The sequence below is a fragment of the Shewanella saliphila genome, from assembly GCF_014648295.1.
Classification (GTDB): Bacteria; Pseudomonadota; Gammaproteobacteria; order Enterobacterales; family Shewanellaceae; genus Shewanella; species Shewanella saliphila.
Map to the genome: position 1 here is coordinate 1 of NZ_BMQV01000087.1, position 2,813 is coordinate 2,813.

General features: G+C 40.7%; 2 protein-coding genes. One reads left to right on the forward strand and one right to left on the reverse strand.

What is annotated here, in order from left to right; translation table 11 throughout:
• Positions 1–170 precede the first annotated feature (170 nt).
• A complete protein-coding gene (locus IEY48_RS20130; protein WP_188923325.1) occupies positions 171–1,493 on the reverse strand; it encodes a Na+/H+ antiporter family protein in 1,323 nt (440 codons plus the stop codon).
• A 438-nt stretch (positions 1,494–1,931) separates the two neighbouring features.
• On the opposite strand from IEY48_RS20130, the gene IEY48_RS20135 reads away from it, so the two are divergent.
• On the forward strand, positions 1,932–2,537 hold the full coding sequence (locus tag IEY48_RS20135; RefSeq protein WP_188923326.1) for a peroxiredoxin: 606 nt from the start codon (positions 1,932–1,934) through the stop codon (positions 2,535–2,537).
• Positions 2,538–2,813 lie beyond the last annotated feature (276 nt).

Here is a 2,813-nt window from a genome sequence, read left to right on the forward strand (position 1 = left end):
TTCAGCAGTCGCTTGTAACTCTAGAGAAAATTCAGACATAAAAAAATCGGCCTCAGAAATAAATCTAAGACCGATTATGAAGCCTAGAAAAGATCGTTCAAGTCGCTTAAACGATCGGCATTAAGCCAGTTGGCTCCCATTTTTTATGAGTGAAGGTTATGAGTGGGTGGTTACAACACCATTGCGGCTATCCAGCCAAATACAAGTAACGGGATGTTGTAATGCACAAATGTCGGGATAACACTGTCGCGAATATGATCATGCTGACCATCAGCATTAAGACCTGCAGTCGGCCCTAAGGTCGAGTCTGATGCTGGTGAGCCGGCGTCACCCAATGCTGCAGCGGTTCCAACCAAAGCAATGGTAGCAGCGACCGAAAATCCAAAGTTGAGCGCTAATGGCACGTAAATGGTCGCAATAATCGGAATTGTCGAAAACGAAGAACCAATGCCCATGGTAATCAGCAAACCCACAATCAACATTAGCAGTGCTGCTAAGGCTTTATTGTCGCCAATAATGTCACCTAAAGATGTCACTAAGGTGCTGACTTCTCCGGTAGATTTTACCACAGCAGCAAACCCTGCAGCGGCAATCATAATAAAGCCAATGCTAGCCATCATATGAACGCCTTGATTGAACAAGTCTTTACTAATGTCTTGTTTAATAATGCCTGAAAAACGAAAGATGATAAATCCGCTTAAGGCACCAAAAATCATTGAGTCGGTTTGCAGTTGAACAATTAAGGTCACCACAATGGCCGATATAGAAATGATGATACTTTTGCGACTAATAACCGGTGTTTGTGTGTCACTCATCACCGGCTGCTCAATCATGTATTGTCTTGGTTTACGGTAGCTAATAAATATGGCCGTTAATAAACCACATACCATGCCTAATGCTGGGAGTAACATCGCTTGGGGGATTTGTGAGTTGACAGCATTTAAGCCGTTAGTATTTAAGTTAGCCAACAAGATATCGTTTAAGAAAATGCCGCCAAAACCTATTGGTAAAACCATGTAGGTAGTGACCAAACCAAAGGTTAAAATACACGCAATAAGGCGACGGTCGATATTGAGTTTAGAAATAACGTGCAATAACGGTGGAATAAGAATGGGTATAAAAGCGATATGGATCGGTAAAATATTTTGCGAAGACACCGCCATCGCTAAAATCGCCACCAATAATAGCCAACGTACCACTTGGGTATTGTTGTTATTCGGCTCTTTACCCAGTTTTTTAATAATAGAATGCGAAATTAACGTCGTTAAACCAGAGTGTGACAGTGCGGCAGCAAAAGCGCCTAATAATGCGTAACTTAGCGCAATTTGTGCTCCGCCCCCTAAACCATCATTAAAGGCTGCAATGGTTTGATGGATATCTAATCCACCGACTAAACCCGCAACAACCGCACTGATGGTTAATGCTACTACCACATTGATGCGAATAAAGCTTAAAAACAGCATTAAGCAAACCGCGATAACAACCGCATTCATAATCGTAATTCTTTAAAGTAAATGAGACGGCTATTTTTGACCGCTCGATAGTATTTGTCCAGCGCAGATGAAATTTTTAATCGTTGGTGCAGGTTTTTAATGAATAGCTGAATGTTTTTAATACAACTGAGTCAGTAATCAATGATGATTATTGGGCGTTATCAGTAAACTGTCGCACTTGTGTTAACAGGTCTACATAGATTTTAAAGCACTTGATAATGATTTTGTCACACGGCACTATTACATTAGTGACTCTGCATGTTTCATTTTTCAGCAGGTAAACTATTTTCAGATGAAATAGCTTATAAGTCGGTGAAATTAACTGTATGGTATATGACTGAATAAGTACCAAAGGTATGAAAGTTCGAGTAATGGATGACTATGAAAGAATCTTTGTGCCTTTGTAGCATGTAAAAAGCCATTAAATGGAGATTGATAATGAGCGTATTAGTAGGCCGTCCAGCCCCAGATTTTACAGCCGCAGCCGTTCTTGGTTCTGGTGAAATTGTTGACACATTTAACCTAGCTACCGCAATTAAAGGTAAGCCAGCGGTTATTTTCTTCTATCCACTTGATTTTACTTTTGTATGCCCATCAGAGCTTATTGCTTTTGATCACCGCATGGAAGAGTTCACCAAGCGTGGTGTAGAAGTGATTGGTGTTTCTATTGATTCACAGTTTACTCATAACGCATGGCGTAACACCCCAGTAGACAAAGGTGGTATTGGCCAAGTTAAATACACCCTAGTTGCTGACGTTAAGCATGAAATCTGTAAAGCGTACGATGTTGAGCATCCAGAAGCGGGTGTTGCTTTCCGTGGTTCTTTCTTAGTAGACAAAGAAGGCCAAGTACGTCACCAAGTGATTAACGATTTACCATTAGGTCGTAACGTTGATGAAATGATCCGTATGATCGACGCGCTTCAATTCCATGAAGAGCACGGTGAAGTTTGTCCAGCAGGCTGGTCAAAAGGTGAAGAAGGTATGACTGCAAGCACTGAAGGTGTTGCTGCATACTTAAAAGATAACTCTGCAAAGCTGTAATGTTAAGAGTTTGAGCCAATAAAAAAAGCTGCTTCGGCAGCTTTTTTATTGGGTGTGTATTTTAATTCTACTTATTTTAATACAGGCCGTAATAGATATTGTCTGTAATCGATGGATACCCATTTTAAAATAGGTTGGTGTATACCCAATCAACCTGAAGATGCTCGATTTCAGCAAGAATTTACACGCGTTTAGACAAGGCATTGATTGCGGGTAATGGTTATTCCCTTTCCAAAATCAATAACGCAGCATAAACGCGTGTAAAACTTGCCCTTT